This window comes from Pseudomonas sp., from assembly GCF_030147005.1.
GTDB lineage: Bacteria > Pseudomonadota > Gammaproteobacteria > Pseudomonadales > Pseudomonadaceae > Aquipseudomonas.
Genome location: NZ_JASLAW010000176.1, coordinates 1 through 26,914 on the forward strand (window position 1 = coordinate 1; position 26,914 = coordinate 26,914).

Below are 26,914 nucleotides of genomic sequence, written 5' to 3' on the forward strand. Positions count from 1 at the left end.
CAGATAGAACACTCTACAATATTAGCGGCTACGCGAATTGAACTGCTTGAAATGTTCCGCAGAATGAATGCTTATACAGCCCCATTGAAAGAAGCTGAAAAACGACATTCGACTTACCAAGGATCATTTAAGTGGTTTATAGCCTCTATTACGGAAGGATTTTACTCTCCTTTGCTAGAAGCGTTTGAAGTACTAACGGAAAAACAAATAGCTCGCATGGGTGATGCTGAATTCGTATCAGATCTAGTAGTGGTTCTTGAATACGGAGTACAGTCGAAAAGAAACACAACCATCGAAAAACTTTACAAGGAATACGATGAGGCCTTCCCACAAGAATCGAAATACGAGACAATCCTTATAGAGTTCTTCTCCGCACTAGTCGAGCCGCTAGGAGGAATAAGAGCATCCTTTATGACCAAGTCATATGTTGTTCACTCTTTATTTTGTGCGTTCGCAGCAATTAAGTACGGTTTTCCAGGCAGCGAAGAGTTCGTCAAAAACCCAAGCCGTAATTACAACATTGATTACGAAGCAGCGTTACCTAAGTTATTAGAACTTGCTGAAGCACATGAAAACCAAGAAGATGATGGACCTTATAAACGTTATGTCGAGGCTTGTACCTCAAGCACGACACAGCAAGCTCAGCGTAAAATCAGGATCCACGCTTTAGTCAAAGCTCTGCTAGGTTGAGATTATGAGTTTCCATCGACTAAATACTTGGATGTCAAATCGGATAACTAAATATAGCTCTCGAGCCTCATTTTTACAAAGCCAGCTGGGACAAATACCAAGTTGGCAGCATAGGTATTTAACAGAAAGCCTCGTGTCTGACATCTGGCTTAGCTGGTGTTGGTTTTCTCGAGTTTTGATTCACAAGTCGCTAAGAGGAACAAAGGCTAGAAATAGCGCAATAATTCGCGGCCGAAATGGTGATAACAGCTGGCAAAAAATTGGCCATGAGTGCTCTAAAGCCTCTCAATCTAAAAATCATAGCTCTCCACTCCCCGCGGGCTTTATGATGAGACGAGAGCCAACTTGGGGGGATATCAGCAGCTTGATTAAAATAGTTAATGCCTTAGGTCCTGCAAACCGCTCGCAACTACTTACAGCTCTAGGGCTACCATTCGACGGGCCGAAGCATATTCAACAGGTAAGAAACTGTGCCGCACATAAGACGATCGAAAACCTAGCCACACTCCGTACTGATTTCGCTTTATCATATACAATATCTAGCCTAGCTACACCATACGATATTGTATGGGCCAATAAAGTGGGCACTGCGGATCTCGCTATCGATTTATGGCTTAACGAGCTCAAAACAATAGCTGCGATAGCTACTGAAACAGCATGAAATCCCGACACCTAAACATAAGATCACACCCTTGACTCACTCTTAGCGAGTTGAGGGGTACAACCCAAACAAAACTTCAGAGCATAACGAGCTTCAGTTGATGACTTAAAGCAGTGGCGTTCTCTGCGTAAGTCACAAACACAGCTGAGTTGTTTGGTACTGGTGTCGGCCCATGTGTATGACTCACTAGTTGTGAGTTCATCTGCTGAACCAAGTCGAGCAAATCACATAATACCTGCAACACGTTCACCCCCTCGGATCCCAGCCAGGTCTTGGGTGCGACCATTCGCTGGCTGACCGCCGCAACGCTCTGGCGCAGTCCCTGAATCCTTTCCTCCATGTCGCCACCTACCGTGGCGTTGTGCTTCTGCCCCACCACCAGGTTCAAGTCCCGCCCCGTCGCCTGGTGCAAGTCATCCACCGCCGCCAGGCTCGCAGATCCACCCGACAGCAGTTTGAGAGCGCCCAAGGCCTCAAGCGTCTTGATGCCGCCCACCGACTCGGTTGAATGGTCGTCCACGGTCCTGGTGTGGCTCTGGTACCGCTCAATGTTGCCCATCGCCTCCACTTCCCGCTCGATCGCCTTATCCAGGATCTTCCCGTCAGTCTGGCGCAGCCAGTTGCCGTCCGCGTCGACACGCTGCTGACAGGCTTCGCTGTGCTGCCACACCTGGTCACCCTTCGGGACGCTGGGCATGCTCAGGCCGTGGGGCAGAATGGTTTGGATATAGGGCTTGTGCGGCAGGCCGTAGGCAAAGCACACCACCACCTGGGTGCCTTCCTCGGGGAACGCATAGATCCCCATTTCCTCGCCACCAGTGGGCAGCGGCAGAGGCACGCCGGCCAGGATCGGCAGCTTGGTGTCTGGCTCGCCGTCCGGCCCCATAACCTCGATGTCGACCGCATAGCGCGGCCGGAAATCGTCACAGATGCCGGCGCCGGCCGGGGCATCGGCCACAGCCACCACCCGGGCAAAGCGTGGCAGGTGGTAACCGCCGGTAAGTTCGGGAAATTGTCTTTCTACGCTGCGGCGGATTGCGTCGTCCATCGGATGGCCATCTGGTTGTCGATGAGCGCCACACTGGTGATGCGCTCGCCGTGGTTGATTGTTGCACCTGGTCGCAACCCGGGAAGGGCTGCAATCATCGCGCTTTGATTGCCCTGGTAGTCATCGAACAATTCCACCGGCAGCTGCAGCGGCGAGCGAACGCCAAAGAAGCTGTCGGCCCAACTGCCCACGAACACTTCCCCGTCACCTGTTGCTGCCAGATGAAGTCGGGAATGTTGAAAACCCGGGCCAGGCTGTCCATGGCTTGGTAGCCAGCGGCCAGGCTGTAGAAGAACGGCGCCTTGACGCTGGCATACGGCTGTTCCGGGACGCGAAAGCGCAAACCGGTGTGCTTGCCGATCTCGACCAAGACGGAGCGCAGGTCGACGTGACGCAGGTTCAGCGGCAGCGGGTTGGCCAGGATCGCGGCCAGCTCACGACAGAACAGCACCTGTTGGCCGCTGCTGGCGGTAGTGGAGCGCTCGACGTAGCCAATGAAGTGTCGCTGTAGGGTGCTGTTGTTGTAGCCGATATCGAGCGTCACCAGCCCCTTGACCGGGGCTTTGGCTTGAATGGTGAACGTCGCGCGGCCGGGGCTTTTCGCGTCCAGCCGGACTTCGTTTTTGACCAGGACATAGGCCACGCCATTGATGGCCAATTCCTTGTGCAGTTTCGTGTGTTAGCCCCGCCCAACCAGCCGTCGACCTTTTTCAGCGTGGCTTCAAAACCAGTGAGTTCTTCCGGTCCGCTGCTGGAGTCGCCACCGGCGCCGCCAGTGCCGCCGGTGCCCCCCAGTGCCCCGCCCGGGCCGAACTGCGCGGTGACCGCGTTGCCCGATCGCCGCCCTTCGACTTTCTCCGGGTTCGACAGCTTTTCAGTCAGGGTGAATTGGATCAGCCAGCCGCGCAGGTTGTCGTCTTCCCGGGCGCTCACGCCTTCGGTGAACGTCACCTGACGCATACCGAACGCGGCGACCGTAGCGGTCAGACAGCTGCCCGGCAACCAGTAAACTGAGCAACAGTCCCAGGATATAAGCTGCGAATATTAACGTGAGGGTCGATGATGCAAAGCCCAGCTGCCCCTGCCACACCACATAAAGCGGGGTCGCCGTATTGGACAGGATAAACACCGACACCACCATCCAACCCGCGAGCCACATACGTAGCGAGCTGCGTGGGACTACCATGCTTTGATTCAACAAGTCCCGAGCAGACGGCGTGTTTTTGTCAGACAAGGTTCGCTCCCTGGGTTGGAAAATACGGCAGCACGTACTCTGCGAGTTCTTGCAAGACGTCCTTCGCAGGTCGACGTAACGGCTTGAGGTTCAATGCGACGTGTGAGACGCCTTGCGCTTGTTGTCGCTGCCATAAATCAATGAGCGCATTACGCCCGGTGCTTATCCCTCGCCCCACTTTCAACGGAGCGTCGGGGTCTTCTTCCAGATTGAAGAATGTCGCATAACCGTAAGGCTTGAACGTTCCTGGCTGAGAACAGGACTGCCATTTCTCAATCAAACTGGGCAGGCTGCCAAAGTCGCTCTGGTGCCACAGCCATCCATCCATATGCGACGCCAACCACTGCATGTCTTGACCACAACGGCCAACGGCAAGCATCGGCATTTGTGTGGACCACGGCTTTGGAAGCAAATCCAGGGTGCCGTCGAGCCGGCCATAATGACCAGACTCGTACTTGGGAAATGCCTGTTGGGTCGCGATACGCAAGAGGTCGCACCCTTCCCTGAATCGCTCCGCCCGATTGTCGAAGTCCCGGCCGAACGCTGGGTACTCGCTGGGCCGATCACCCGTTGAGAGTCCAAGGAGAAAGCGGCCCTGCAATAACACATCAAGGGTGATGGCTTGCTTGGCGACCATCAAGGGATCGCGCAGCGTCAACACCACCCCGGCCGTGCCGATACAGATGCGCTGAGTGACCACGCCCAAGTGGGCTGCGTACACCAGCGGATCGAACATCTGCCCCGCGTCTCCGAACTCCGGATCCAGCAAGGGCACGTCGCGCAGCCATATCGCCGAGAACCCTGCGACGTCTGCCTGACGCGCCAGATCAACGTGATCGCGCATAGTCGGAGCCATGAGATTGGGATACCCCTCCAGCGGTGCGATCAGGCCAAACGTGAGATGGCCCGGTGCGAACACGCGTGAAAAGGCAGGGTGAGCTCGATTGGAATCGTCGCTCGCTCGTATCTGGCCGATCACTCGCTGTCACCCACGACCACCGGACGGACTGCTTCCACCGGTTGGTGATCATGCGCGCTGACTCGGCCCAATGTTGCGTATACAGCAATGGCCGTGAGCACACTGCCGGCCCCCAAGATGAAAAGCAGATGCCGAAACGCGTTCGCATACTCGAGGCGCAACAGCTCAGATTGCCCTGGCAGTTGGTTGCCTGCGCTCTGCAGATCGCCGAGCGCTGCCCGGCTGGAGGCCTCCATAATTTGATGCGCGGCAAAAGGGGTGGCGGCATCGAACAGCCCCCATTGAATAAACGTCGCCAGCAAAGCACCGGCGATGGCGATCGCTATTCCGTCGGCGGAAACGCGAACTGCGTTGAAAATGCCGGTAGCCATACCCGCACGTTCTTTCTCCACCACGCTGACGGCCATGCCATCCATCAAACCCCAAGGCAGGCCGATACCGATACCGATCAACGCCATGGGCATTACCGCATTGCTGGCTCCGCTATCGAGCACAACACCCAGCCAAAACAACCCGGCAGCCACCAGCACCAGTCCGACCGCCGAGAGCATCCCTGAGGTGTAATGTCGCGCGAGCTGGGCCGCCAGAAACGGTACAAACAACAACGGTGCGGCCAACGCGATCATCATTTTTCCGGTTTGCAGGGCACTGAGCCCATCGACCCCGATGAATCGCGCTGGCAGCATGATAATGAGCACGACAAAAAAGAACGCGGGGCTTGCTGCAAGAATCTGCACGCCTACGAATTTGGATTGTTTGAACAACGAAAGGTCAAGCATCGGGCTACTGGTACGGCGTTCAATCAGCACAAAGATCATGAATAACACGATCGCGCCGGCGACACTGCCCAACACGATCGGGCTGGCCCATCCGTCCTCTGGCGCGAGGAGAATGCCATAGGTAAACAACGTCAGTGCGGCCGTGAAACTCAGCGCTCCTGGCCAGTCCATACCATTGTTAGCCGGATCTTTGGAATCTGTCGCACTCACCCAGACGAGCACGAAGCCCGCGATACCGATCAATGCAGTAGCGTGGAACGTCCATTTCCAACCTGCCGAGTCGACCAGCACACCTGCGGCCAATGGGCCGAAGGCTAGCCCGATGCCGAAAGTCGTACCGAGCAGACTGAATACCTTGGTGCGCTCTGCGCCGTGGAATACCTGAGCTAATGAAGACATGGCGCCGGCGAACGCCGCTGCTCCGCCCAACCCCTGCACAAGGCGCAGGATATCGATCTGCAAAACAGTCGAGGAAAAGGGAATAGCGACGGTAGACAACACGAAGATGACCAGGCCAATCAGCCATACCCGTTTACGCCCATAGATATCCGTCAGGCTTCCCGCCGCCATCATGGCGCTGCCATAGGTAAGTATATAAGCGTTGACCACCCAACTGAGTTCGACAGCACATCCACCCATGGCAGCGCTGATGGAAGAGAGCACTACGGCTGGCCCGGTAAAGCAAAGCGGGATGAGCACGCCTGTCAGACATGCTGCGAAAAGCTGCATCCACTTCAATAACGGGGGAGCCGTCTGAGCGCTGGGTATTGAGTTCATTTGAATGGTTCCTTCATTGGTGTGCGCGGGTGTCGGTCCTTCGCGCACAGTTGTCTGCGGTGATCGGCCCATCGAGAGGTTAGGGCTTGCGTCGTCAAACAAAAACAGGCCTATAATCCGAACATATCGGACGCCGGTGTCCGCAGGGAGAGCCATCCTTTGGAATCGCTTGGCAGCATTTCATTATTTGTATTGGTGGCTGAGACTCGAAGCTTTACCGAGGCAGGAAAACGACTGGGCATTTCTTCGTCGGGGGTCGGAAAAAGTATTGGTCGGTTGGAGGACAGGCTCGGCGTACGTCTTTTCCAGCGCAACACTCGAAGTATCGCGCTGACGCTGGAAGGCTCGCTGTTTCTTGAGCGCTGTCGGCGGATACTGTCAGAGCTGGAAGCTGCAGAAATGGAGCTGAGCAACGCACGTGAAAAACCAAGGGGGAAATTGAGAATCAGCTTGCCCCTCGTCAGCGGTCTCGTAATGCCGGCAATCATTCAATTCATGCGCACCTACCCCGAAATAGAACTCGACATCGATTTTTCTGATCGCATGGTCGACGTTATCGAGGAAGGTTTTGACGCCGTGCTACGCACAGGCGAGCCCAGTGACTCGCGATTGATCTCTAAACGACTGGGAGGCTTCCAACTCCAGATTGTGGCGTCTGCGGACTATCTCGCAGCGTATGGGATACCCAGACGGCCTGCAGATCTCGCCACGCATTCGTGCCTGTTGCACAAGTTTCCTTCGACAGGAAAGATGGAAGCGTGGCCATTACGTGTTGCAGCCGAGGAACCGGATTTCGAATTGCCTCAGACCATGGTGTGCAACACCACTGAAGTAATCGTCGATGTCGCGCGTTCAGGCCTGGGAATTGCATGCCTGCCTGACTTCATGACAAGCGAATTCATCAAGAACGGAGAATTGGTTCAAATATTGACGGACTATACGGTTCACACCGGGGTATTCAGGCTTGTGTGGCCCTCCAGCAAGCACCTTTCGCTGAGACTGCGAGTCTTCATAGATTTTATGCACAGCCAGTTATTTAACAGTGCCCCGAGTGAGTCGTAGGTGGGTAGAAAATGTGCCCCTTGCGCTCACCAGCGTGACAATCCGCCGGACCTCACGCCCCATAAAAAAACCCCGAACCAGTCGGGGTTTTTTATTGCCTGGCATCAGCCACGACCTGCGATCAATTAGAAAACATTGATCGGGTAGTCGGCGAACAAGCGCAGTTCATTACCGCCTACGTTGTAGTTGCTGGCGTTGTTGGAAACGCGCAACCACGAGGCGCGAGCACGCAAGCTCAGGTCTTTGGCCGGGCCGCTCTGGACCACGTACTTGAACTGGTTCCAGATTTCACGCTCGGTGCCATCGCCACGGCCTGTGCCGTCGTCGATGTTGGTACCACGTACATAGGCAATGTTGTAGGTCAGGCCCGGTACACCGAAGGTGGTGAAGTCGATGCCGTAACCTGCTTGCCAGGAGCGCTCGTCCTTGCCGTTGAAGTCAGACCAGTAGGAGTTGGCCAGCAGGATGGTATTGCCGCCGTCGCCGATGCCGCCGGCGTTGCGGTAGCCGCCGTACAGGTAACCGGTGTCGCCGGTGCTGCGCTGGTGAGCGACAGTAAAGCTATGCGCGCCAACAGCCCACGTAGCGCCCAAGCTCCAGATTTTGTTGTCGCGAGCGTCAGCATCACCTTGGTTTTCCAAAGCGAAGCTGCGGTCCAGCTTGGTTTTGTAGCCGTTGAAGTCAAAGGTCAGCGACTGTTTCTCTGGCAGAGCCAGCACGTAGTTGACGTTGACGTATTGCTTTTTCAGCACGTCCTGCATATCGGAGGCGTACAAAGCAGCCGACAGGCTTTCGGTGAATTTGTAGCTACCACCGATGTAGTTGATGCTCTTCAGGCCACCGCTGTCGCTGCCTTCGGCGCTCTTGCGGGCTTCCTTGGTGAAGTGACCGGCGTCCAGTTGCAGACCGGCGATCTCTTTGGAAACGATCGAGGTGCCCTCGTAGGTTTCCGACAACAGGCGCGAGTTGTCGTACTGCAGGACCGGCACGGCTGGCATCTGCTGACCGTATTTGATCACGGTGTTGGAAATGCGTGCCTTGACGGCTGCGCCACCCTTGGCCAGGTCGTTGGCCGCTTCGCCGCTATCGCCTTGCTTGAAGAAGTCGATACCGCCCGCGCCGCTGCGACCTTTACCGCCGTCCAGACGGATGGCGTATTGGCCGATCACGTCCACACCCACCCCTACAGTGCCTTGGGTGAAGCCGGACTCGAACTTGCCGATGAAGCCCTGGCCCCACTCGGCTTTGTCCTGCTTGCCGTTTTTGTAGTCACGGCTGATATAGGCATTACGTGCTGCGATGTTCAGGTGGCTGTCTTCAACGAAACCTTTGGATTGCTCCTGGTCGTTCGCCATGGCTGTCGATGCGCTCAAAATCCCCAGAGCGATCAGACTCATCCGTTGCTTCAACATTTTCTTATATTCCTTATTACTGGTTGAGTACGCGCTATGACATCAGGCTCCGTATCACTTTCTGATGTCGACTTTCTCCAGAAAAAACAAAGCCCGCGGACGACTGAACTGCCGCGGGCCTTTTCTTATTGGATGAGTCATGGCGGTTAGCCACAGGCGTTGGACGCAATCCTATGCGGGCGTTGAACTATGTGTCAATTTCGTGAACCACCCGTATTTAGGCTAAATAATTCTAAGCACAAGCCTATAGCGCTTCGGCAAAGCCCGGATTATCCCTGCACCCCTTCCCGAAAACACATTAAGTAACAAATAAGCAGGCAATACATTTGGGAATAGATCACGCGAGCAAATGCAAAGCATTACCATTCGCACACTTTTCCCTCCCTGATAATTCGGACACATTTCCCCATGTTTGCCCCTCGCCTGACGCCCATCTTCCTTGGGCTTTCTGCTGTGCTGTCTGCCGGTTTTGCCTGTGCCACCACGGTCTTGCCTGCCACTTCCATCAGTGCCGAAGTCGACGAAGACGACCCACGCATCAAGGAAAGCAACACCGCAACCCGCACCGCGACGGTTGTACGTTATGTACCCCAGGCGATCGATTCGGTGAAAACCGAAAGCCTGCGCGCCTACGGCACCAACGATCTGGGCCAGGCATTGAGCGGCATCCCCAACGTCAGCAGCGGCGCCGACACACGCTTCGACAGCCTGCGCATTCGCGGTTTCGACGCGAGCAACGACTTCTACCTGGACGGCATTCGCGACGACAGCCAATACGTGCGCGACCTGCATAATATCGAGCGTATCGAGGTGCTGAAGGGGCCGGCGGCAGTGCTCTATGGGCGCGGCGGTCAGGGCGGGATCGTCAACCGCGTGAGCAAACTGCCGACCCCCGGTCGTAAATCCAGCCTCGAAGCCCAGGGCGGCAGCAACGATCTGCGCAGCTTGTATGCCGACCTGAGTACCGATCCCAGCGATAACATCAGCCTGCGCCTGAACATGGGCAACCAGGACAACAACAGCTATCGCGATGGCGTCAGTGGCAACCGCCAGTTGTTCGCGCCGTCGATGAGCTGGCAACTCACGCCCGAACTGAACTGGCTGGTGCAATACGAATACAACCGCTACAACCGTACGCCGGACCGCGGCATTCCTGGTGTCAACGGGCGACCTGCGGAGGTGAGTCGCAGCACCACCTATTTCTCCAGCGGCGATTATATCGACGACATCTCCCAGTCCCTGCGCTCCAAGCTTGCCTATGAGCTTAACGACAATTGGCAAGTGCGCCACACCTTGGGGGTGTTCAAGCTCGACAGCGATTTCGACAACACCTACCAGACCGGCTACGACGCGAAAACCAACACCGTCAGCCGCCAGCACTGGCAGCAGGACCTGACCACCCGCAATGTGTTCAACAACCTGGAACTGGAAGGTGGTTTCGATACATTTGGTTTGGAGCACCGCCTGCTTACCGGGATTGAACTGGGCAGCCAGCGCCGCGACCCGAAACTGTACTCGGCCACCGCGCCCAATCGGGGCGGCCTGGCTGTGCCGAGCCTGGATCTCAACCGACCTGACCGTCACCTCAGTCACACCGGGCGCACGAGTGTTTCGAGCGACAACCACACTGAAGTCGAAAGCCGCGCCCTGTACGTGCAGGATCAACTGCGCCTGAACGATCAGTGGCAACTGTTGGGCGGGCTGCGTTATGACCACTTCGAAGTGGACACCACCAACAAGCTGCTCAACACCCGACAGGACGTCAAAAGTCACAGCACCAGCCCCCGTTTCGGCCTGGTATGGACGCCACTGGAGCATCACTCGTTCTATGCATCGTGGAGCAAGACGTTCTCCCCGGCAGGCGGCGGTTTGATCGGCATCACGCCGAACGCGGCCGGCAGCGTCAACGACCTGAGCCCCGAGCTGACCAAGCAGAAGGAAATGGGGGTAAAAAGCGATTGGCTTGACGATCGCTTAAGCACCACCCTGGCCGTGTACGAACTCGAACTCTACAACCGCCGCACCAGCGACCCGCTGGACCGCACGATTACCCTGCTGACAGGCAAGCAACGCTCACGCGGCGTCGAGCTGACGGCCACCGGCAAGATCGTTGGCAATTGGTATGTGCGCGGCGGCGTCGGCCTGCAGGATGCCAAGGTCGAAGAGGACAACAATGGCTTTGAAGGCAAGCGCATCAGCGACGTGGCCAAGCGCAATGCGAGCTTATTCATCACATGGAAACCGGAAATGGGCTGGTATGCGGAGACCGGTCTGACCCTGATCGGTGACCGATATGCCGACAACCTCAACACCGTGGTGTTACCGGGGTATGGTCGCTGGGACGCGCTGGCCGGGTTCCGTCAGAAGGAATGGGACGTCAGGGCGGCGATGAACAATATCGCCGACAAAAACTATTACGCCTCAGCGACCAGCGCCGCGCAGATCCAACCCGGGGAGCCGCGTAGTGTGGTGGTGACCGGCACTTACAACTTCTAATATTTCGCCCTTGGCATGCAGTCGGTGTGGGAGTTGGCTTGCCAGCTCCCACACCAGACCTGGGCGTTCTTCAGTTGTTCTCCAGCTCGCACAGCGCGTGCACCTCGTCCTCCGTAAACAACCCCGCCGGGTAGCGTTCACTCATCACGCTGCGCAGGTCAGGCTGTTGCCTGACGTGTCGCGAGCCGTTTTCCTTCAACCAGAGCGCCAGCGCGTTGATAGCTTCGCCGTTGACCCGCACCGGGTGGAACGTGCGCGTGTACATCAGGTTGATTTCGGCATTCATTTCAGCGCTCTCCCCTGCTGTGTGAGCGGCTAACTTACTCAAGGTTTGTGACAGAACCATGCAGTCATCACCTGGGCACTTTGCCGTTTCTCTGCGATACAAGAGCTATGCCAATATCCGATATTCATAGGTGTTCAGTCACAAAAAAGCCCGCGGCCTTGCTGGGCCGCGGGCTTACCTGAAACACTGCGATCGCGAAGCCACCCTTCGCCATCAAGGCGCTGTTACAACCGCACTCAATTTTTCTGCGGGGCCGGCTGTTGCTGGGTCAGGCAGTGGATATTTCCGCCCCCCAGTAACAGTTCGCGGCCCGGCACCATCACCACTTCGTGCTGTGGGAACAGGTTCTGCAGGATCTGCTTGGCCTGAAAGTCCAGCGGGTCATCGAAACTCGGCGCGATGATGCCGCCGTTGACGATCAGGAAGTTGACGTACGAACCGGCCAACCGCACGCTCGGATTACGTTCCTGACTACCGTCCACCGGATCGACACCGGCACATTCTTCTTCGGTGGCATACAGCGGCCCCGGGATCGGCATCTTATGCACGATAAACGAGCGGCCCTGGGCGTCGGTGCTGCTTTGCAGTACGTCCATGGCGGCATGGCAGCGCGAGTAGTTCGGGTCTTGCGGGTCATCGGTCCAGGCCAGCAATACTTCACCTGGGCGCACGTAGCAGCAGAAGTTATCCACATGACCGTCGGTTTCGTCGTTGAACAGGCCATCCGGTAACCAGATGATCTTATCCACAGCCAGATTGGCGCTAAGCACCGCTTCGATGGCCGCGCGATCCAGGTGCGGGTTGCGATTGCGGTTTAACAGGCACTCTTCAGTGGTGATCAGCGTGCCTTCGCCGTCGACATGGATCGAACCGCCCTCAAGCACAAAACCTTCGGTGCGGTAGCGCGACGCACGCTCGATCTCGAGGATCTTGCCGCCCACTTGTGAGTCACGGTTCCACGGCGCATACAAACCGCCATCAAAACCGCCCCAGGCGTTGAAATCCCAGTTCACACCGCGTACTTCGCCACAGTTGTTGATCACGAATGTCGGGCCAGTGTCCCGCACCCAGGCGTCGTCGCTGGACATTTCCACCACCCGGATATTCGGCACGTCCAAGCGGCTACGGGCGTTCTCGTACTGGCCTGCGGAAACCGCAACGGTGACCGGCTCAAATCGCGCGATGGCTTTGGCCACGGCCACATGGGCCGCCTGCGCCGGCTTGCCGCCCAGGCGCCAGTTATCAGGGCGCTCGGGCCAGATCATCCAGATTTGGGTCTGTGGCGCCCATTCGGCGGGCATATGGAAGCCATCGTCGCGAGGCGAACTGTGCAGGGTGGTCATGGCTTGAGGACTCCAGTTGAACGTCGATAATTTAAAGGGCACAGGCTACGCAAGGTACTGACAGCCATTGAAACACACCCATAACCGATATAAATCCGTAAAAAGAAATTTAAATGAATCATAAGTCAAAAAAAACCAAAAAAAACCCGATATAAATCGGTTTAAAGCTGGTTATCCACGTGCGCGACAACCTGCACCTGTGAAGTTTTACAGCAGACCGGCCTGGGGCGAGCCTTGAATCTATTTGTAGCTTCGGTCAGCCACGCCTTGATGGGGTAATGTATCAAATGAAGGACAACTGCATATTGGCCCCAATGCACGGACTTTTTCCCCGGACCGACTTTGCTTACGAGGCGCAACAATTAATCGAAACGGGCTTCTGCGCCATGAAAACCCTTGGTTGACGCAGCCCTTTGCTGAAATCGTCGCGGCTACGACCAACTCACCGATGACACTAAAACAACGTTCACCTTCCCTCCCCGAACCGATGGTTATTTACCCTGTGGTATGGAGCGCTCCGGCAACACCGGACAAGTAGAAAAATGCGAGTGTTTTTGTTTTAGGGAGAAGTATCGCCTGGAGCACCAACGTCACTCCTTCCGCAATTCCTCCTTCTCAGTTGGACGCTCCCTCTTGCACCGCACTCTGCAAGCCCGCAAGCTATGCTCCTTCGCTTAATGTCCGTCTAAAGAAAAGGCCCGCGACATGCGCATTCTTATTACCGGCGGTGCCGGATTTATTGGCTCGGCCCTGATCCGGCATCTGATCCAGCGCACTGAGCATGAAGTGCTCAACCTGGACAAGCTCACTTACGCCGGCAACCTTGAGTCGCTGGCCAGCATTGCGTCCAACAGCCGCTATGAGTTCGTCCAGGCCGATATCATCGACCAGGCCACCGTCAGCGCCGTACTGGCGCGCTTTGAACCGGATGCGATCATGCATTTGGCGGCCGAGTCTCATGTGGACCGTTCCATCGACGGTCCATCGGATTTTATCCAGACCAACATTGTGGGCACCTACAGCCTGCTGGAAGCTACCCGTGCTTATTGGCAGAAGCTGGCTGAACCGGCCAAAAGCGCGTTCCGTTTCCACCACATCTCCACCGACGAGGTGTACGGCGACCTGCACGGCGTGGACGATCTCTTCACCGAAACCACGCCCTACGCCCCCAGCTCGCCGTACTCGGCCAGCAAAGCGGCCTCCGACCATCTGGTCCGCGCCTGGCAGCGTACGTACGGTCTGCCGGTGCTGTTGACCAACTGCTCGAACAACTATGGCCCGTTCCATTTCCCCGAAAAGTTGATCCCACTGGTTATTCTCAACGCCCTCGCGGGCAAGCCGCTGCCGGTCTATGGCGATGGTTTGCAAGTGCGCGACTGGCTGTTCGTCGAAGATCACGCCCGTGCGCTGCTCAAGGTGGTGACGACTGGGCGGGTGGGCGAGACCTACAACATCGGCGGCCATAACGAACAGAAGAATATCGACGTCGTACGCGGCATCTGCGCCCTGTTGGAAGAGCTGGCGCCACAGCGCCCGGCCGGCGTGGAGAAATTCACCGACTTGATCACTTTCGTCAAGGATCGTCCGGGCCACGATCAGCGCTACGCGATCGACGCCAGCAAAATCGAGCGCGAGCTGGGCTGGGTTCCGGAAGAAACCTTTGAAACCGGCCTGCGCAAGACCGTGCAGTGGTACCTCGATAACCTCGAATGGTGCCGCAGGGTCCAGGATGGCAGTTATCAAGGTGAACGACTGGGCAATACTGACGTAAAGGATTTGATCGCATGATGAAGGGAATCGTATTGGCCGGCGGTTCCGGCACCCGTTTGCACCCCATCACCCTGGGTGTGTCCAAACAACTGTTGCCGGTGTATGACAAGCCGATGATCTACTACCCGATCTCGGTGCTGATGCTGGCGGGGATCCAGGACATCCTGGTGATCTCCACGCCGGTAGACCTGCCGCAATACCGCAACCTGCTGGGTGACGGCAGCGAGTTCGGCGTGCGTTTCAGCTATGCGCAGCAGCCTTCGCCCGATGGTCTGGCACAAGCGTTCATCATTGGCGAGGAGTTCATTGGCGATGATCCGGTGTGCCTGATCCTGGGAGACAACATCTTCCATGGTCAGCATTTCGGCGATCAGTTGCGCAACGCCGCGCGACGCCCATCAGGCGCCACGGTGTTCGGCTACTGGGTGAAAGACCCGGAGCGTTTCGGCGTGATCGATTTCGACAAAGAAGGCCGTGCCCTGTCGATCGAAGAAAAACCGGCGAAGCCTAAATCCAGCTATGCGGTGACCGGCCTGTATTTCTACGACAACGACGTGATCAAAATCGCCAAGGCCGTCCAGCCTTCGCCACGCGGCGAGCTGGAGATCACCGACGTCAACAACGCCTACCTCGAGCGCGGCGATCTGCACGTTGAACGCTTCGGACGCGGCTTTGCCTGGCTTGACACGGGGACCCATGACAGCCTGCTGGAAGCGTCCACTTACGTGCAGACCATCGAGCACCGCCAGGGCCTGAAAGTAGCCTGTCTGGAAGAAATCGCTTACGAAAACGGTTGGATCGATCGTGACTATCTGCTTGAGCGTGCCAAGTACTTCGGCAAAACCGGTTACGGCCAATACCTCTACTCGCTCGCCGGAGAAAACAAGTGAATGTCGTTGAGACTTCGTTACCCGGTGTACTGATTCTTGAGCCAAAGGTGTTTGGTGATGAGCGCGGTTTCTTTTACGAAAGCTTCAATGCTCGAGCGTTTGAAGCGTCCACCGGGCTCAAGCGTGACTTCGTGCAGGACAACCACTCACGCTCGCAAAAAGGCGTGCTGAGGGGGCTGCATTATCAGCTTGAACACACTCAGGGCAAACTGGTACGTGTCACGTACGGCGAAGTGCTGGATGTTGCCGTGGACATCCGCCGCAGCTCACCGAACTTCGGCCAGTGGGTGGGCGTACGTCTATCGGCGCAGAATCATCGTCAACTGTGGGTGCCGGAAGGTTTCGCGCATGGGTTCGTAGTGCTCAGCGACTACGCCGAGTTTCTGTACAAAACCACCAACTACTACCAACCAAGCGCCGAACGCAGCATTTTGTGGAATGACCCGACACTGGCAATCGACTGGGAGCTGTCCGAGCCACCGAAACTGTCCGCCAAGGATCAGGTCGGTAAACTTCTGATGGAAGCCGACCTGTTCCCATGAAAATATTGATCACCGGCCAACACGGCCAAGTCTCCCAAGCGCTGCAACAGCAGCTCCAAGGCCTGGGCGAGCTCATCGTCCTCGGCCGTGACCAGTTGGACCTGGCCAACGTACCGCTCATCCGCCAGCAAGTGCGTGCTCACCGCCCCGACCTGATCATCAACGCCGCGGCCCACACTGCGGTCGATCAAGCCGAAAGCGAGCCGGACGTTGCGTTCGCCATCAACGCCATTGCCCCCGGCATCCTCGCCGAAGAAGCCAAGGCCCTGGGCATCCCGCTGATTCACTACTCGACCGACTACGTATTCGACGGCAGCAAGCCGGCCCCGTACACCGAAAGCGACTCACCAGCCCCATTGGGCGTCTACGGCCAGAGCAAACTGGCGGGTGAACAAGCGATTGCGGCCGTGGGCGGCGAGTATCTGATTCTACGCACCAGTTGGGTCTACTCGAGCTACGGCAAGAACTTCCTGCTGACCATGCAACGTCTGCTGCAAGAGAAACCGCAGATGCGCATCGTCGCCGACCAGATCGGCGCGCCTACCTGGGCCGGCACCATCGCCAGCAGTACGCGTGCGCTGATCGAGCGCTGGCAAGCCGGTAACGCCGGGGATTGGGGCGTTTATCACCTCACGGCCCAGGGGGAAACGTCGTGGTTCGGCTTTGCCGAGGCCATTGGCGAAGCCCTTCGCGCCGCTGGCAAACCCTGCGCCGAACTGGAAGCGATCCCGTCCAGCGCCTATCCAACCCCCGCCAGGCGCCCGCTGAACTCGCGCCTGGATTGCAACCGCCTGCAACAGCAATGGCACGTCAGCCAACCGCACTGGCAGGACGCATTGCACGAGTGTCTTGCCAGGCAGCACTAGGCATAATGCGCCTGTACCCACAGGCGCACGATCCCCATGACTCCATCCCTTCCGCGAAGACCCCGCTGGCGCAGCCTCGCCCTGCTGGCGTTGTGCCTTGCGCCGCTGCTATGGCCGCTGGAACACTTGGCCGAACGCTACTACCGCAGCGAGTTGGCCGGGCAAAACCGTCAGACCCTCGACCTGTACGTCGCCAACTTGTTGGGCACCCTGCACCGCTATGAAGTGCTGCCGCAGATCCTCGGTGACCTGCCGGCCTTGCGCACCGCGCTGGATGCGCCGCACGTCAGCACCAACCTGGTCAACGCCAACCTGCTGCTCAAGGACGTCGCCGCCCAGGCCGGAGTGGAGGTGATGTACCTGATGGACACCACCGGCAAGACCCTCGCCGCGTCCAACTGGGACAAACAAGACAGCTTTGTTGGGCGCAACTTTTCCTTTCGCCCTTACTTCAGCGAAGCCATGGCCGGGCGCCTGGGGCGTTTTTTCGGGCTGGGCACCACGTCGGCCAAGCGCGGCTATTTTTTCGCCGCCGCCGTGCGCGATGGTGAGCACATCATCGGCGTGCTCGTGGTCAAGGTAGACCTGGACCACACAGAGAGCCTGTGGGGCAATACCCCGGAACAACTGCTGGTGACCGACCACAATGGCGTGGTGATCCTCACCTCGCGCCCGCAATGGCGGTTCCGCGCCACTCGGCCGCTGACCGCTGAAGAGCGCCAGGCCATCGTCGCCATCCAGCCTTACCCGACCCGTGACCCCCAGCCATTGAATCTCAGCAGCAGCGCCTGGCTGCGCCAATCCACAGCCATCGCCGAGACCGGCTGGAACGTTGAGATTCTCGCCCCCCAATCCTTGATCAACCGCCCGGTGCGTACCGTGGTGGCAGTGGGCGGCGCGACGTTGCTGGTGCTGATGCTGCTGCTCGGTTTGATGATGCAGCGCCGTCGGCATTATCTGGAGCGCATCGCCTTCGAAGCCAAGGCCCGGCGCGAGCTGGAAATGCGCGTGGCCGAGCGGACCAGCGACCTGGAGGGCCTGAACCGGCGCCTGAAACAGGAAGTGCTGGAGCGCGAACACGCCCAGCAGGAACTGGTACGCGCCCAGGACGACCTGGTGCAGGCCGGCAAACTCTCGGCGCTGGGCACGATGTCGGCCAGTATCAGCCATGAACTGAACCAACCCCTGGCTGCGATTCGTAGCTACGCGGAAAACGCTGAAATTCTGCTCGACCATGAGCGCACCGCCGATGCCCGCGGCAACCTCAAGCTCATCAGCGAACTGACCGGGCGCATGGCGTCGATCATCGCCCACTTGCGCGCGTTCGCCCGCCGTGACCGCCATGCGCCGGAAAGCGTGGCGCTGCAACCTGCGCTGGACGACGCGCTGGCCTTGCTGGGCAAGCGGCGACGTTCGATGGAAGTGGAATTGATCCGCGATTTGCCCGAGGCGACCTTATGGGTACAAGCCGGTGAAACCCGTCTACGCCAGGTGCTGGGCAACCTGCTGGCCAATGCCCTCGACGCCCTCACCGAGAAAGGCCCGCCACGCAAACTGTGGTTGAGTGCCCAAACCACCGACCAGGGCGTCAACCTGTACATCCGCGACAACGGCCCGGGGTTTTGCATGGAAGCTCTGGGCCGCGCCAGCGAGCCGTTCTACACCACCAAGACGCGCACCCAGGGTCTGGGCCTCGGCCTGGCCATCTGTGAGACCCTGATGCGTGCCTTCGGCGGCGAACTGCTGTTCGCCAACCACAAGGAAGGCGGCGCGCTGTTAACCTTGAAATTGCGTGCCGGCTCGCCTGGCGTCAGTGTGCAACCGTCCGAGGACCGCAGTGTATGAGTATCGATAACCAGATTCAGGTGGTGCTGATCGACGACGATCCCCATTTGCGTCAGGCGCTATGCCAGACCCTGGACCTGGCCGGGTTGAAAGTCCTGCCCCTGGGCGAAGCCAGCGGCCTCACCGGGCGCTTGTCGCGAGACTGGCCGGGCGTGGTGGTCAGCGATATCCGCATGCCCGGCATGGACGGCCTGGAGCTGCTCGCCGAACTGCACGGCCAGGACCCGGACCTGCCAGTGCTGCTGATCACCGGCCACGGCGACGTGCCGCTGGCGGTGCAGGCCATGCGTGCCGGCGCCTATGACTTCCTCGAAAAGCCCTTCGCCAGCGACGCCTTGCTCGACAGCGTGCGCCGCGCCCTGGCCCTGCGCCGACTGGTGCTGGACAACCGCAGCCTGCGCCTGGCCCTCAGTGATCGACAGCAACTGAGCACACGCCTGGTGGGGCATTCGCCGCAGATGCTGCGCCTGCGCGAGCAAATCGGTGCACTGGCGGCGACCAAGGCCGATGTGCTGATCCTCGGCGAAACCGGTGCCGGCAAGGAAGTGGTCGCCCGCGCCTTGCATGATCTGTCGAACCGTCGCAGCGGCCCGTTCGTGGCGATCAACGCCGGGGCATTGGCCGAATCGGTGGTGGAAAGCGAACTGTTCGGCCATGAACCGGGCGCGTTTACCGGCGCGCAGAAGCGCCGTATCGGCAAGTTCGAATTCGCCAATGGCGGCACGCTGTTCCTCGATGAAATCGAAAGCATGAGCCTGGACGTGCAGGTCAAGCTGCTACGGCTGTTGCAGGAGCGCGTGGTTGAGCGCCTGGGCGGCAACCAGCTGATCCCGCTGGATATCCGCATCATCGCCGCCACCAAGGAAGACCTGCGCCAGTCCGCCGACCAGGGCCGCTTCCGCGCCGACCTGTATTACCGCCTCAACGTCGCGCCGCTGCGCATTCCGCCATTGCGCGAGCGTGGCGAAGACGCGTTGATGTTGTTCCAGCACTTCGCCGACGAAGCCAGCAGCCGCCATGGCCTGCCGCTGCACGAACTGCAACCGGGGCAACGCGCCCTGCTGTTGCGCCATAGCTGGCCGGGCAATGTGCGCGAACTGCAAAACGCCGCCGAACGCTTTGCACTGGGCCTGGAACTGGCCTTGGACAGTACGCCGGACAATCCATCCGCCGGCACCCTGACTTCCACGCCCGGCGGCTTGAGCGAGCAAGTCGAGCAATTCGAAAAGAGCCTGATCGCCGCCGAGCTGACCCGCCCCCACAGCTCCATGCGCAGCCTCGCCGAAGCCCTTGGCGTGCCACGCAAAACACTGCACGACAAACTGCGCAAGCACGGCCTGAACTTCGCCGACAGCGCCAGCCACAGCGCAGACGACGAATGACCCTCAACCGCCAAGAGACCGCCATGAGCCGCGACAGCCGTTACCTGGAATCCATCCTCCATCACGACATACCCCTCACCCGCGAAATGGGCCTGAAGGTGCTCGGCTGGCATCACGGCGAACTGCAACTGCACTTGCCGCTGCAAGCCAATATCAACCACAAGAGCACCATGTTTGGCGGCAGCCTCTACTGTGGCGCCGTGCTGGCAGGTTGGGGTTGGTTGCACCTGACATTGCGTGAAGAAGGCATTGAAGACGGGCATATCGTGATCCAGGAAGGCCAGATCAGTTATCCGTTGCCGGTGACGCAAGATGCGAAGGTGATGTGCGCGGCGCCAGAGGAAAAGGTGTGGAAGCGCTTTGTGGCGACCTACAAACGCCATGGCCGGGCGCGGTTGGCGCTGGAGACATGGATCGTGAATGAGGGCAGTGAAACGCGGGCCGTGGCGTTTACCGGCCAATACGTCCTGCACCGCTAGCCGTCATTACCCAAAAAAATGTGGCAGGGGGAAAACCCCTGCCACATTTTTTTCTGCGGTCTTAAGATCGGGCCAGGGTCAACAGGCGATCACGCCATTCCGCCTTGGCCGGCAACGCCAGAAAGAATGGGTTCAACAACGATTCCCGTGCAGGGTAGCTGAACGGCTTACCATTGAGCTCGAGCACTTCGCCCCCCGCGCCCTCCAGTACGCCTTGGGCCGCCGCGGTATCCCACTGCGACGTCGGCGCCAGGCGTGGATAACAATCGGCACTGCCCTCGGCCAACAGACAGAACTTCAGGGAGCTGCCGATGTTCGCCAGTTTCAGCTCCCCCAAGCCTTGGCTCAGCCCGTCCAGCAAACGCTCCTGCTCCGGGCTGGTATGACGGCGGCTGGCAACCACGGTAAAGGCTTCACCCGCGGCCGGGGTCTGGCGCACCTGGATCTGCCTGGGCGCGGCATTCACATCCGAACGCCAAGCCCCCAGGCCCGCACCGCCGAAGTAGCAGCGGCCACTGGTGGGTATCGACACCACGCCGAACACAACGCGGCCCTGTTCGATCAAGGCAATATTGACCGTGAATTCCTCACTGCCGCTGATAAACTCCTTGGTGCCATCCAGCGGGTCCACCAGCCACCAGCGTTGCCAACCGGCGCGCACGCTCTGGTCGATGTCGGCGTCTTCTTCAGACAGTACGGGAATGCTCGGGTCCAGCGCCGTGAGACCCGCGAGAATCAGATGATGTGCGGCCAGATCGGCGGCCGTCACCGGCGAATCATCCGCTTTGGAGGTAACCGCTACGTCGGCACGCCAGTACGGCAGGATGGCTTCACCGGCCTGGCGAGCCAATTCAATCACAGGCGCAATAAACGGGTGTCCCAGAAACAGTTCGCTCATAAGGTGAACACTCCGCGCTGCGTCAGCAGGTCTCGCACCAGGTACAACGCGGCCAGCGCCCGCCCCTCACTGAACTGCTCGTTCTGCGCCAGCGCCGACAACTCACGCAGGTTGACACGCTCCACGCGCATGGGCTCGGGCTCATCGCCCTCCAGGCGTTCTTCGTAGAGATCGGTGGCCAGCACCACCTGGATTTTCTGGCTCATATAGCCGGGCGACAGCGAAAGCTCAGTGATGTGTTCCAACTGGCGTGCGCCATAGCCGGCTTCTTCCTTGAGCTCGCGATCCGCCGCCGCCAGCACATCCTCGCCAGGCTCGATCAACCCTTTAGGCAAGGACAACTCATACTCGTCGGTCCCACCGCAATACTCTTCCACCAGCAATGCATGATCTTCGTCGATCATCGCCACGATCATCACTGCGCCGTAACCGGCACCACGGCCCACCAGACGTTCGTAGGTCCGTTCAACGCCATTGGAAAAGCGCAATTGCACTTCCTCCACGCGGAACAAACGGCTACTGGCGACTATTTCGCGGGCGAGGACGGTGGGTTTCTGGCGCATAAACGGCTCCTTGGCGTGATCGGGTTACTATACCGTGGCTTTTCCGATTGTCTGTGTCGGATATCTTTACTTACATGAGAACGCCCCATGCCCTCTTTGCCCTGGCACGCCATCGACACCGTCCTGCTGGACATGGACGGCACCTTGCTCGACTTGCATTACGACAACCACTTCTGGATGGAGCACCTGCCCCAGCGCTATGCCGAGCTGCACGGCGTGAGCCTCGCCATGGCTCAAATGGAATTGCAGCCGCTGTTCGAGCGTAACGCCGGGAAGTTGCAATGGTATTGCCTGGATTTCTGGAGCGCCGAACTGAAAATCCCGGTGCGCGAACTCAAGCTGGAAACCGCCCACCTGATCGCCCTGCGTCCGGACGCCGATACGTTCCTGGCGGCGATCAAGCAGGCCGGCAAGCGCGTGATCATGATCACCAACGCTCATCGTGATTCGTTGTCATTGAAATTGGAGCGCATCGAGCTGGCGCCATATTTCGAACAACTGATCAGCTCCCACGATTACGGTTTCCCCAAGGAAAATCGGCAGTTCTGGGAAGCGCTGCAAGCCGATATCCAGTTCGATCCGGCTCGTAGCCTGTTTATCGACGACACCTTGCCGATTCTGCGCAGTGCCAGGGATTTCGGGGTGGGCCATTTGCTGGCAGTCAAAGAGCCTGACAGCAAAAAGGCACCAAAGGACACTGCAGAGTTTGCAGCTGTGGAAGATTTTCGGGATCTGACTGCAGGGCTCTGAACCATGAGGGAGCGGTTTGCTTGCGAAAGCGCGGTGCCAGTCAATGAATTAATAACTGATCAACTGCTTTCGCGAGCAAGCCCGCTCCCATAATTTTGTTCCGCGCTTTACTCAGGGATGCGCAGAGTCTGCCCTGGGTAAATTTTGTTCACATCTTTGAGCATCGGCTTGTTAGCTTCGAAAATCTTGTTGTACTGATTGGCGTTGCCGTACACCGCCAGGGAAATCGCGCTGAGGGTATCGCCCTCCTTCACAACCACGAAACGCGCAGCTGTAATGGCCGGGCCGGTTACGGTGATCTTGTCTTCAACACTGCCGACACCTTTGATATTGCCGGCCGCCAGAATGATTTTTTCTTTCTCTTCCTGAGTCGCGACTTCGCCCGTTATCGTGACTTTGTCACCCTCAACGGTCGCCTGCACATTCGGACTGCCAAGGCCAACCTCGGAAATGTGATCCTTCAACTGCTCACTGGCGTTCGCATTACCCGGCGTCAACAGATCAATCAATTTCTCGCCAGCTTCCTTAACAAAACTGAAAATGCTCATAGTGCGCTCTCCTTGGGTTTGAGTTGCTGATACCCAAGACTAGACCAGTCCCACAGATTTGGGTTCCAGAACGCCCAAACACCAAAAGGAGAAGCCGCAAATCGAACCTTGATCGACGCCATCTATCAATAGATCAATACTGGCAATTAGACGCGACCCTTTGTCGCGCCTAGTCTGAACACTGATCAATCCGCCGGTGGTAACTGCCTCATGAACGCCAAGCGCCCAACCTGCGCGGCGCCCGCTCTCGAAACGCCCGCGTCCGCCACCAGCCAGAGCTATCAATACAGCAATCTGGAGCACACCGATGTCGGCAATACTGCGTTGGCCGAAGAAGTGGCGTTGGCGATTGCCTATAACGACATCAGCCAGGCAGTCATGTTGGTGACGCCGACCGACCTGGAAGATTTCATTGTGGGTTTCAGCCTTGGCAGCGGCATTATCGCCGACGTTAGCGACATATATGACCTGAAAATCAGCGGCTCGGGTTCCGCCCAGTACGCTCAGGTTCAGATCTCCAGCCGTGCATTCTGGAATCTCAAGCAGCAGCGCCGCCAATTGGCTGGCACCAGCGGCTGCGGCCTGTGCGGTGTCGAAGCCGTAGAGCAAGCATTGCCCGACCTTAAGGTGCTGCCCGGCGCGCCCCTGCCCCCCGCAGGATGGCTCGAAGGCCTGCGCCAGCGCATCAGTGCGTTCCAGCCCCTGGGCCAACACAGCGGCGCGGTGCATGCGGCGGTATTTATGAACAACCAGGGCGAATTGCTGATGGGCCGCGAAGACATTGGCCGGCATAACGCCCTGGATAAATTGATCGGCGCCCTGATCCGCCAACAAATTCCGACCGACGGTGGCCTGGCGATTGTCACCAGCCGCTGCAGTCTCGAATTGATCCAGAAAGTCCTGCGCGCGGGCATCCAGACCCTGGTCAGCCTGTCGTCGCCCACTGGCCTTGCCCTGCAATGGGCACGCCGGCACAACCTCAATCTCATCCACCTGCCGCAGAAAAGCGCGCCGCGGGTCTACAGCCCTGCGATGGAGTACCAGCCATGAGCCTTCACCACCAAGCCGACCAAACCCCAACCCCACGCTACAAGCCCTATAAAGGCCCGGCAGGCGGCTGGGGAGCGTTGATCAGCGTGGCGCAAGCCTGGCTGACCAGCGACAACGCGCTGAAAAACCTGCGCATGATGCTCAAAACCAACCAGAACGGCGGCTTTGACTGCCCGGGGTGTGCCTGGGGTGACTCGCCGGAAAGCGGCATGGTCAAGTTCTGCGAAAACGGCGCCAAGGCGGTCAACTGGGAAGCCACCAAGCGCCGCGTGGACGCAGCGTTCTTCGCCAAGCACAGCGTTACCGCGCTGCTGGAACAAAGCGATTATTGGCTGGAATACCAAGGCCGTCTCACCGAACCCATGCGCTACGACGCCGAGTCCGACCGCTATCAGACCATCAGCTGGGAAGCCGCGTTCGACCTGGTCGGCAAGCACCTCAATGCCCTGCCCAGCCCCGACATGGCCGAGTTCTATACCTCGGGCCGTGCCAGCAACGAAGCCGCCTACCTGTATCAGTTGTTCGTGCGCGCCTACGGCACCAACAACTTCCCGGACTGCTCCAACATGTGCCACGAAGCCAGCGGCGTCGCTCTGGCACAGAGTGTGGGCGTGGGCAAAGGCACCGTGACCTTTGATGACTTCGAACATGCCGACGCGATTTTCGTCTGGGGCCAGAACCCCGGCACCAACCACCCACGCATGCTCGAACCGCTGCGCGAAGCGGTGAAACGCGGCGCCCAGGTGGTGTGTATCAACCCCTTGAAAGAACGTGGCCTGGAACGCTTCCAGCACCCGCAACATCCGCTGGAAATGCTCACTAACGGCGACAAGCCGACCAATACTGCCTATTTCCGCCCGGCGCTGGGTGGCGACATGGCCATCCTGCGCGGCATGGCCAAGTTCCTGCTGCTGTGGGAGCGTCAAGCCCTGGCCGAGGGCAAGGAAGCCGTGTTCGATCATGACTTCCTCAACGAACACACTGTTAACGTACTGGACTATCTGGGTCAGATCGACGACACCTCGTGGGAGGAAATCGTCGAGCAGTCCGGCCTGACGCTGGTGGAGATCGAGCAAGCTGCGCGCATGTATGCCAAAGGCAAGAACGTGATCATGTGCTGGGCGATGGGCATCACCCAGCACCGTCACTCGGTGCCGACCATCCAGGAAATCGCCAACCTGATGCTGCTGCGCGGCAATATTGGCCGTCCAGGCGCCGGCCTGTGCCCCGTGCGTGGCCACAGCAACGTGCAGGGCGACCGCACCATGGGCATTAACGAACGCCCACCGGTGGCATTCCTTGACTCGCTGGAGCGCCGCTTCCAGTTCCAGGTGCCGCGTACCAATGGGCACAACGTGGTCGAAGCCATCCATGCGATGCTCGAAGGCCGCTCCAAGGTGTTTATCGGCCTGGGTGGCAACTTCGCCCAAGCCACGCCGGACAGTACCCGCACCTTCGAAGCGTTGCGTAACTGCGACCTGACCGTGCAAATCAGCACCAAGCTCAACCGCAGCCATCTGATGCACGGTAAAGACGCACTGATCCTGCCGTGCCTGGGCCGCACCGACATCGACATTCAGGCCGACGGCCCGCAAGCGGTCACGGTGGAAGATTCGTTCAGCATGGTCCACGGCTCCAACGGCCAGTTGCAGCCGCTATCGAAGCTGATGAAATCGGAGCCTGCGATTCTGGCCGGCATCGCGGCTGCGACCTTGGGCAGCAACCCCGTGGACTGGAACTGGTTGATCGCCGATTACGGGCGCATCCGCGACCTGATCGCCGATACCATTCCAGGCTTCAAGGACTTCAACGAGAAGATCAAACACCCCGGCGGGTTCTATTTAGGCAACTCTGCCGGTGCACGCCGCTGGAACACCCCATCGGGCCGCGCCAACTTCCGGCCGAACGTCCTGCCCAAAGACCTGATTCATGAACGTACCCACGCCACAGGGCGGGTGCCGGACTTGATCATGCAGTCGATGCGCTCCCACGATCAGTACAACACCACTATCTATGGCCTGGACGACCGTTATCGCGGAGTCAAAGGGCAACGCGATGTGCTGTTCGTCAATGAGGCTGACATCATCCGGCTGGGCTTCAAGCCGGGGCAGAAGGCCGACATCATCTCGCTGTGGGAAGATGGCCGTGAGCGCCGTGTGAAGGGCTTTACCTTGCTGGCGTTTGATATTCCGGCCGGACAGGCAGCGGCTTACTACCCGGAAGTGAATCTACTGGTGCCGCTGGAAAGCACGGGCGACGGCAGCCATACGCCCACCTCGAAGTTCGTCGCGATTCGTTTGGAAGCGGCGAGTGACAATGGACTGATCATGGCGCGTTCGGCCTGACTCGATCCAGACAAGCCACCTCCCACGCTTGAATGCATTTTATAGGTGGGAGCGGGCTTGCCCGCGAAGAGGCCAGAACTCTCAGTACGCATTTTACAGGCACAAAAAAGGCCGCTTTCACATCAAAGCGGCCGTTCCCAAGTAGCTAAAGACTCGTAAAATCGACTTAAGTTCCCCATATAAAACAGCAACTTAGCAAATTGTATACAACTGTTGCCG

At 58.5% G+C, this 26,914-nt stretch carries 22 protein-coding genes and 2 pseudogenes; 13 read left to right on the forward strand and 11 right to left on the reverse strand.

What is annotated here, in order from left to right; all coding sequences use genetic code 11:
• Positions 1-690: DUF262 domain-containing protein (locus tag Q1V60_RS16465; protein WP_300632359.1), on the forward strand; the 690-nt coding region annotated here is incomplete at its 5' end.
• Between the two features lie 737 nt (positions 691-1,427).
• Here the strand turns inward: Q1V60_RS16465 and Q1V60_RS16470 are convergent.
• From Q1V60_RS16470 to Q1V60_RS16490, 5 genes and pseudogenes are all read right to left on the reverse strand, one after another.
• Complete coding sequence (locus tag Q1V60_RS16470; protein ID WP_300632361.1) at positions 1,428-2,399, reverse strand: hypothetical protein; 972 nt, start codon at positions 2,397-2,399, stop codon at positions 1,428-1,430.
• Positions 2,372-3,069 (reverse strand): annotated as a pseudogene (locus Q1V60_RS16475) (hypothetical protein). The gene Q1V60_RS16470 and the pseudogene Q1V60_RS16475 overlap by 28 nt, the downstream one beginning before the upstream one ends.
• Positions 3,070-3,077: 8 nt before the next feature.
• Positions 3,078-3,368, reverse strand: a pseudogene (locus Q1V60_RS16480) (DNA-binding protein); the annotation flags it as partial.
• A gap of 257 nt (positions 3,369-3,625) precedes the next feature.
• Positions 3,626-4,612 carry an LLM class oxidoreductase gene (locus tag Q1V60_RS16485; RefSeq protein WP_300632364.1) on the reverse strand — a complete coding sequence of 329 codons (987 nt, stop codon included), beginning with the start codon at positions 4,610-4,612 and terminating at the stop codon, positions 3,626-3,628.
• Positions 4,609-6,168, reverse strand: coding sequence for an MFS transporter (locus Q1V60_RS16490; RefSeq protein WP_300632367.1), 1,560 nt, complete (start codon positions 6,166-6,168; stop codon positions 4,609-4,611). The genes Q1V60_RS16485 and Q1V60_RS16490 overlap by 4 nt, the downstream gene beginning before the upstream one ends.
• 159 nt (positions 6,169-6,327) lie before the next feature.
• Between Q1V60_RS16490 and Q1V60_RS16495 the strand changes: the two genes are divergently transcribed.
• Positions 6,328-7,230, forward strand: a complete 903-nt coding sequence (locus Q1V60_RS16495) for a LysR substrate-binding domain-containing protein (protein WP_300632369.1) — start codon at positions 6,328-6,330, stop codon at positions 7,228-7,230.
• Positions 7,231-7,355: 125 nt separating this feature from the next.
• On the opposite strand, the gene Q1V60_RS16500 is transcribed toward Q1V60_RS16495, so the two are convergent.
• Positions 7,356-8,642: an OprD family porin gene (locus Q1V60_RS16500; RefSeq protein WP_300632372.1), complete on the reverse strand. Its 1,287-nt coding sequence runs from the start codon at positions 8,640-8,642 to the stop codon at positions 7,356-7,358.
• A 408-nt stretch (positions 8,643-9,050) separates the two neighbouring features.
• Here Q1V60_RS16500 and Q1V60_RS16505 point away from each other — a divergent pair, with 408 nt between their 5' ends.
• Positions 9,051-11,138: a TonB-dependent siderophore receptor gene (locus tag Q1V60_RS16505; RefSeq protein ID WP_300632374.1), complete on the forward strand. Its 2,088-nt coding sequence runs from the start codon at positions 9,051-9,053 to the stop codon at positions 11,136-11,138.
• A 70-nt stretch (positions 11,139-11,208) separates the two neighbouring features.
• Here the strand turns inward: Q1V60_RS16505 and Q1V60_RS16510 are convergent, their stop codons facing one another.
• Together Q1V60_RS16510 and aguA are read right to left on the reverse strand one after the other, a co-directional pair.
• Positions 11,209-11,424 (reverse strand): hypothetical protein, encoded by a 216-nt coding sequence (locus Q1V60_RS16510; RefSeq protein ID WP_300632377.1) that lies wholly within the window; start codon positions 11,422-11,424, stop codon positions 11,209-11,211.
• 236 nt (positions 11,425-11,660) lie between these two features.
• Positions 11,661-12,767 (reverse strand): agmatine deiminase, encoded by a 1,107-nt coding sequence (gene aguA, locus Q1V60_RS16515; protein WP_300632380.1) that lies wholly within the window; start codon positions 12,765-12,767, stop codon positions 11,661-11,663.
• A 705-nt stretch (positions 12,768-13,472) separates the two neighbouring features.
• Here aguA and rfbB point away from each other — a divergent pair.
• From rfbB to Q1V60_RS16550, 7 genes are read left to right on the forward strand one after another with little or no spacing between them, the layout of a single operon-like run.
• Positions 13,473-14,555 carry a dTDP-glucose 4,6-dehydratase gene (rfbB, locus tag Q1V60_RS16520; RefSeq protein WP_300632383.1) on the forward strand — a complete coding sequence of 361 codons (1,083 nt, stop codon included), beginning with the start codon at positions 13,473-13,475 and terminating at the stop codon, positions 14,553-14,555.
• The gene (gene rfbA, locus Q1V60_RS16525; RefSeq protein WP_300632386.1) at positions 14,552-15,427 is read left to right on the forward strand and encodes a glucose-1-phosphate thymidylyltransferase RfbA; all 876 of its coding nucleotides are present in this window, start codon (positions 14,552-14,554) and stop codon (positions 15,425-15,427) included. The genes rfbB and rfbA overlap by 4 nt, the downstream gene beginning before the upstream one ends.
• Positions 15,424-15,969 (forward strand): dTDP-4-dehydrorhamnose 3,5-epimerase, encoded by a 546-nt coding sequence (rfbC, locus tag Q1V60_RS16530; RefSeq protein WP_300632388.1) that lies wholly within the window; start codon positions 15,424-15,426, stop codon positions 15,967-15,969. The genes rfbA and rfbC overlap by 4 nt, the downstream gene beginning before the upstream one ends.
• On the forward strand, positions 15,966-16,835 hold the full coding sequence (rfbD, locus tag Q1V60_RS16535; RefSeq protein ID WP_300632390.1) for a dTDP-4-dehydrorhamnose reductase: 870 nt from the start codon (positions 15,966-15,968) through the stop codon (positions 16,833-16,835). Before rfbC ends, rfbD begins: the two co-directional genes overlap by 4 nt.
• A 36-nt stretch (positions 16,836-16,871) precedes the next feature.
• A complete protein-coding gene (locus Q1V60_RS16540) occupies positions 16,872-18,680 on the forward strand; it encodes an ATP-binding protein (protein WP_300632392.1) in 1,809 nt (602 codons plus the stop codon).
• Entirely contained in the window at positions 18,677-20,062 is a 1,386-nt protein-coding gene (locus tag Q1V60_RS16545; protein ID WP_300632395.1) for a sigma-54 dependent transcriptional regulator, read from the forward strand. The genes Q1V60_RS16540 and Q1V60_RS16545 overlap by 4 nt, the downstream gene beginning before the upstream one ends.
• Before the next feature lie 23 nt (positions 20,063-20,085).
• Complete coding sequence (locus Q1V60_RS16550) at positions 20,086-20,541, forward strand: YiiD C-terminal domain-containing protein (RefSeq protein WP_300632397.1); 456 nt, start codon at positions 20,086-20,088, stop codon at positions 20,539-20,541.
• Between the two features lie 61 nt (positions 20,542-20,602).
• Here the strand turns inward: Q1V60_RS16550 and cysQ are convergent, their stop codons facing one another.
• Both cysQ and nudE read right to left on the reverse strand, forming a co-directional pair.
• Positions 20,603-21,439 carry a 3'(2'),5'-bisphosphate nucleotidase CysQ gene (gene cysQ / locus Q1V60_RS16555; RefSeq protein WP_300632400.1) on the reverse strand — a complete coding sequence of 279 codons (837 nt, stop codon included), beginning with the start codon at positions 21,437-21,439 and terminating at the stop codon, positions 20,603-20,605.
• A complete protein-coding gene (gene nudE / locus Q1V60_RS16560) occupies positions 21,436-22,002 on the reverse strand; it encodes an ADP compounds hydrolase NudE (RefSeq protein WP_065883206.1) in 567 nt (188 codons plus the stop codon). The genes cysQ and nudE overlap by 4 nt, the downstream gene beginning before the upstream one ends.
• Positions 22,003-22,089: 87 nt before the next feature.
• On the opposite strand from nudE, the gene yrfG reads away from it, so the two are divergent.
• Positions 22,090-22,752, forward strand: coding sequence for a GMP/IMP nucleotidase (gene yrfG, locus Q1V60_RS16565; protein ID WP_300632406.1), 663 nt, complete (start codon positions 22,090-22,092; stop codon positions 22,750-22,752).
• Between the two features lie 107 nt (positions 22,753-22,859).
• Here yrfG and lysM read toward each other — a convergent pair whose 3' ends face one another.
• Positions 22,860-23,300 (reverse strand): peptidoglycan-binding protein LysM, encoded by a 441-nt coding sequence (lysM, locus tag Q1V60_RS16570; protein WP_300632409.1) that lies wholly within the window; start codon positions 23,298-23,300, stop codon positions 22,860-22,862.
• Between the two features lie 210 nt (positions 23,301-23,510).
• On the opposite strand from lysM, the gene fdhD reads away from it, so the two are divergent.
• Both fdhD and Q1V60_RS16580 read left to right on the forward strand, forming a co-directional pair.
• Entirely contained in the window at positions 23,511-24,350 is an 840-nt protein-coding gene (gene fdhD / locus Q1V60_RS16575) for a formate dehydrogenase accessory sulfurtransferase FdhD (RefSeq protein ID WP_300632411.1), read from the forward strand.
• Positions 24,347-26,695 (forward strand): FdhF/YdeP family oxidoreductase, encoded by a 2,349-nt coding sequence (locus Q1V60_RS16580; protein WP_300632414.1) that lies wholly within the window; start codon positions 24,347-24,349, stop codon positions 26,693-26,695. Before fdhD ends, Q1V60_RS16580 begins: the two co-directional genes overlap by 4 nt.
• The last annotated feature ends 219 nt before the right edge of the window (positions 26,696-26,914 follow it).

Coding starts and splice junctions, on each gene's coding strand:
- Q1V60_RS16580 (WP_300632414.1), top strand. CDS start 24,347: ATGAGCCTTCACCACCAAGCCGACCAAACCCCAACCCCACGCTACAAG.
- nudE (WP_065883206.1), bottom strand. CDS start 22,002: ATGCGCCAGAAACCCACCGTCCTCGCCCGCGAAATAGTCGCCAGTAGC.
- rfbD (WP_300632390.1), top strand. CDS start 15,966: ATGAAAATATTGATCACCGGCCAACACGGCCAAGTCTCCCAAGCGCTG.
- Q1V60_RS16505 (WP_300632374.1), top strand. CDS start 9,051: ATGTTTGCCCCTCGCCTGACGCCCATCTTCCTTGGGCTTTCTGCTGTG.
- Q1V60_RS16490 (WP_300632367.1), bottom strand. CDS start 6,168: ATGAACTCAATACCCAGCGCTCAGACGGCTCCCCCGTTATTGAAGTGG.
- yrfG (WP_300632406.1), top strand. CDS start 22,090: ATGCCCTCTTTGCCCTGGCACGCCATCGACACCGTCCTGCTGGACATG.
- Q1V60_RS16510 (WP_300632377.1), bottom strand. CDS start 11,424: ATGAATGCCGAAATCAACCTGATGTACACGCGCACGTTCCACCCGGTG.
- aguA (WP_300632380.1), bottom strand. CDS start 12,767: ATGACCACCCTGCACAGTTCGCCTCGCGACGATGGCTTCCATATGCCC.
- Q1V60_RS16550 (WP_300632397.1), top strand. CDS start 20,086: ATGAGCCGCGACAGCCGTTACCTGGAATCCATCCTCCATCACGACATA.
- fdhD (WP_300632411.1), top strand. CDS start 23,511: ATGAACGCCAAGCGCCCAACCTGCGCGGCGCCCGCTCTCGAAACGCCC.
- Q1V60_RS16500 (WP_300632372.1), bottom strand. CDS start 8,642: ATGTTGAAGCAACGGATGAGTCTGATCGCTCTGGGGATTTTGAGCGCA.
- lysM (WP_300632409.1), bottom strand. CDS start 23,300: ATGAGCATTTTCAGTTTTGTTAAGGAAGCTGGCGAGAAATTGATTGAT.
- rfbA (WP_300632386.1), top strand. CDS start 14,552: ATGATGAAGGGAATCGTATTGGCCGGCGGTTCCGGCACCCGTTTGCAC.
- rfbB (WP_300632383.1), top strand. CDS start 13,473: ATGCGCATTCTTATTACCGGCGGTGCCGGATTTATTGGCTCGGCCCTG.
- Q1V60_RS16470 (WP_300632361.1), bottom strand. CDS start 2,399: ATGGACGACGCAATCCGCCGCAGCGTAGAAAGACAATTTCCCGAACTT.
- cysQ (WP_300632400.1), bottom strand. CDS start 21,439: ATGAGCGAACTGTTTCTGGGACACCCGTTTATTGCGCCTGTGATTGAA.
- Q1V60_RS16540 (WP_300632392.1), top strand. CDS start 16,872: ATGACTCCATCCCTTCCGCGAAGACCCCGCTGGCGCAGCCTCGCCCTG.
- Q1V60_RS16545 (WP_300632395.1), top strand. CDS start 18,677: ATGAGTATCGATAACCAGATTCAGGTGGTGCTGATCGACGACGATCCC.